General features: G+C 62.5%; 3 protein-coding genes. 1 reads left to right on the top strand and 2 read right to left on the bottom strand.

Annotated elements, in window-relative coordinates; genetic code table 11:
- Together H0V34_08460 and phoB are read right to left on the bottom strand one after the other, a co-directional pair.
- Positions 1 to 847, bottom strand: an 847-nt coding sequence (locus H0V34_08460) for a DUF3329 domain-containing protein (protein MBA2491719.1), incomplete at its 3' end; no start/stop codon positions are given.
- A gap of 86 nt (positions 848 to 933) precedes the next feature.
- Positions 934 to 1626, bottom strand: coding sequence for a phosphate regulon transcriptional regulator PhoB (phoB, locus tag H0V34_08455; protein ID MBA2491718.1), 693 nt, complete (start codon positions 1624 to 1626; stop codon positions 934 to 936).
- A gap of 304 nt (positions 1627 to 1930) precedes the next feature.
- Here phoB and H0V34_08450 point away from each other — a divergent pair.
- Positions 1931 to 3143: HlyC/CorC family transporter (locus tag H0V34_08450; protein MBA2491717.1), on the top strand; the 1213-nt coding region annotated here is incomplete at its 3' end.

Below are 3143 nucleotides of genomic sequence, written 5' to 3'. Positions count from 1 at the left end.
CCGATACGGCGCGCGTATCATCGACCGTAGCGGGTGTGGTCTCAAGCCGAGACAACATGAGCAGCTCCTCGACCAGACGCCGCATGCGATCGGCCTGCTCCTCCATCTGCTGCACAGTACGCGCGGTGCTCACCGATGCGCGCACCTGCTCGTCGTCGCCAAAGGTCTCCAGATATCCGGTAATCACCGTCAGCGGCGTGCGCAGTTCATGCGAAACGTTGGCGACGAAGTCGCGGCGTATCGCCTCCAGCCGGTGCATACGGGTCACATCCCTCGCCGCGACCAGCAGCTGATTCTTACCGTAGGGCACCGCGCGCGCGCTTAAGTACAGGTGTTCGCTGACCGGCGACGGGAACTCGACCGGCTCGCCATACTCGCCCGCTGCCAGATAGCCCGTGAACGCCGGGTGGCGCACCAGGTGCGTCAGGCGCCGGCCAATATCCTGGCGCGGCCGCAGGCCCAGCAACCGCGTGGCCGCATCGTTGAACCACTCGAGCTCGCCGTAGGCGCCGATGATGACCACCGCATCCGGCATCGCCGCCGCGGATTCGCGAAAGCGGCCCAGTAACGCGGTAAGCGTCTGTTTGCGCTTGCGATTGCCCCTGCGCAGGCGGGCGAGGTCATCGGCCATCCGCCCCCAGACGCCACTCGTGCCGGACAACTCGCGCGCGCCGCCGGTCGCCAGCCACCGCTCCAGTTGGCGTAATTGCAGCAGATGCCATACGAGCATTGTCGCCAGCGCGCCCGCTACCAGCCAGCCAGCCCAGCCCAGCCACATGCCCAGCAGCCACGCCGGCAACACGCCAAGCGCGATGCGCCAAAGCTCGATGTGCCAGCGTCCAGACATCACGTGCCCTGGTTCTGCGCGCTAGGTGGCGCGTTATGTCCCGGCCCGCGCTCTGGATAGTTAATAATTCCAGTAGACACAGGCACTCAATTGCGACAGGAAAAGCGGTAACCGGCGCCGCGCACCGTCTGAATATAGCGGCTGTAGCCATGCACCGTGAGCGCCTTGCGCAAACGAAGAATATGCACGTCCACGGTACGCTCTTCGACGAAGCTGTTGCGGCCCCATACCCGATCCAGCAACTGGCCGCGGCTATAAACCCGGTCGGGATGTGTCATGAAGTAATGCAGTAACCTGAACTCCGTGGGCCCGACGGCGATCGCGCGATCGTCCACGGATACGCGATGATCGCCAGGGTCCAAGGTCAGATCGCCGACCTGCACCGGCGCATCGTCCGCGTGCGGCCGCGAGCGCCTCAGCAGCGCCTTGATGCGCGCGATCAGTTCGCGCGGCGAGAACGGCTTGGTAATGTAGTCATCCGCGCCCGCCTCCAGTCCGAGAATCTTGTCGTCCTCTTCGACCCGGGCGGTGAGCATGATAATGGGGATGTCGCGCATGCGATCGTCTCTGCGCAGGCGTCGCGCCAGGTCCATGCCGCTCTGGCCCGGCAGCATCCAGTCCAGCAGAATCAGGTCCGGATTGGTTTCCGCGACCTGTACGAGCGCCTCGTCGGCATCGCCCGCCTCCACGGCCTCGAACCCCGCGCGCCGCAACGCGTAACTGACCATCTCGCGGATTGCCGCTTCATCTTCTATAGTGAGTATCGTGGCTGCATTCATTTTGCATCACTTTGTTTTGCTGGCTTTATAAGTAATCTATTCTTGTTACAGAGGCATGACAAATCCGTTAGGGCGCCACTACGTATGCCGCCCAGGTTTATGTTACAAACATCTTACGGCACTGCCGGCGGCACTCCGCGCGGCGAATTCGGGGAGGAAATGAATGGCCGCGGATGTCGGCCCAACTTTGGATGATCGAATTGACCACAATTTGCATTTGCCGTCTCGCCATTCTTTGGCGTAGACTCTGGTGCAAATGCATCCCCGAATGCCCAGGTTGGGTCGACCCGTAGCGCGGCATTAAATGGTCGATCTGGCTCTTACCATCCTGCTCCTGGTGGCGAATTTCCTGTTCGTCGGCACGGAATTCGCGATCACTCGCCTGCGCCCCACACAGCTCAATGAGCTGGAGCGCAAAGGTACGGCGGGCGCAAAATCCGCGCGCCACGCCGTTGATCACATCGATGCTTATCTCTCCGCCTGCCAGCTCGGTATCACCCTGGCGAGCATCGGCCTGGGCGTGGTCGGCAAGCCTTTTTTTCAGGCACTGTTCAAGCCCTGGCTAGGCGACGCCTCCGCGTACACGGGGTTCGCGGTCGCCGCCGGACTCGCATTCGCCACCGTCACCTTGTTGCACGTGGTGCTAGGCGAGCTGGTACCCAAAAGCCTCGCCATCTCCCGCACCGTGCCAGTCGCGCTGCTGTTCGCGCCGCCCATGCGATTGTTCTATCTACTCACCAAGCCGGTGGTCGATCTCTTCAACGCAATGGGCAATCTGATTCTCAAGCCTTTTGGCGTACCGCCCGCCCGCGAGGTAGGTCACACGCCGCACTCGGAAGACGAGCTGCGCGAATTGTTACGCCAGAGCGCCGCCGAAGGGCTGATCGACATCGACGAGCGCCGGTTCACCGAAAACGTGTTCTCGTTCGGCGAACGGCGTACGCGCGACATCATGCTGCCGAGACCGAACGTGGAGTTCGTGACCGTGACCGACGACCTGCGCGCCATCGCCGCGCGGCTGCTCGCTTCCGGCCGCACGCGTCTGCCATTGTGTGATGGCGAACAGGGGTTGGACGCCACCATCGGCCTGGTGCACGCAAAAGACTTGCTGCGCGCGGTTATCGAGGACGAAAAGATCAAGCCGCGGGATATCGCGCGCCCGTTGCCGCGCGTGTCGGAATCCGTGCTAATCGACGAACTGCTGCGTGACCTGCGGCGTGACCGCAACCACATGGCGCTGGTGGCCGACGAGCACGGCATTACGGTCGGTCTGGTTACACTGGAGGACATACTCGAGGAAATCGTCGGCGAAATCGAAGACGAGTTCGACACCGATCGCGTCGAGCTGATCGTGGAGGAAGGCGAGTGCACGCGGGTTGCCGGCTCGGCGTCGATCCGCCTGGTCGTAAAACGGCTTAACGTCGAAATTGCCAATCCGCACGAAGCGACCATCGGCGGGCACGTAACCGAAATGCTGGGGCGTCTGCCTCAGGTCGGAGAAATCGTGCAACTTAACG

This window comes from Gammaproteobacteria bacterium, from assembly GCA_013696315.1.
Taxonomy (GTDB): domain Bacteria; phylum Pseudomonadota; class Gammaproteobacteria; order JACCYU01; family JACCYU01; genus JACCYU01.
Note: the sequence above shows the minus strand (reverse complement) of the source record. Positions and strands in the feature narration are given on the sequence as shown.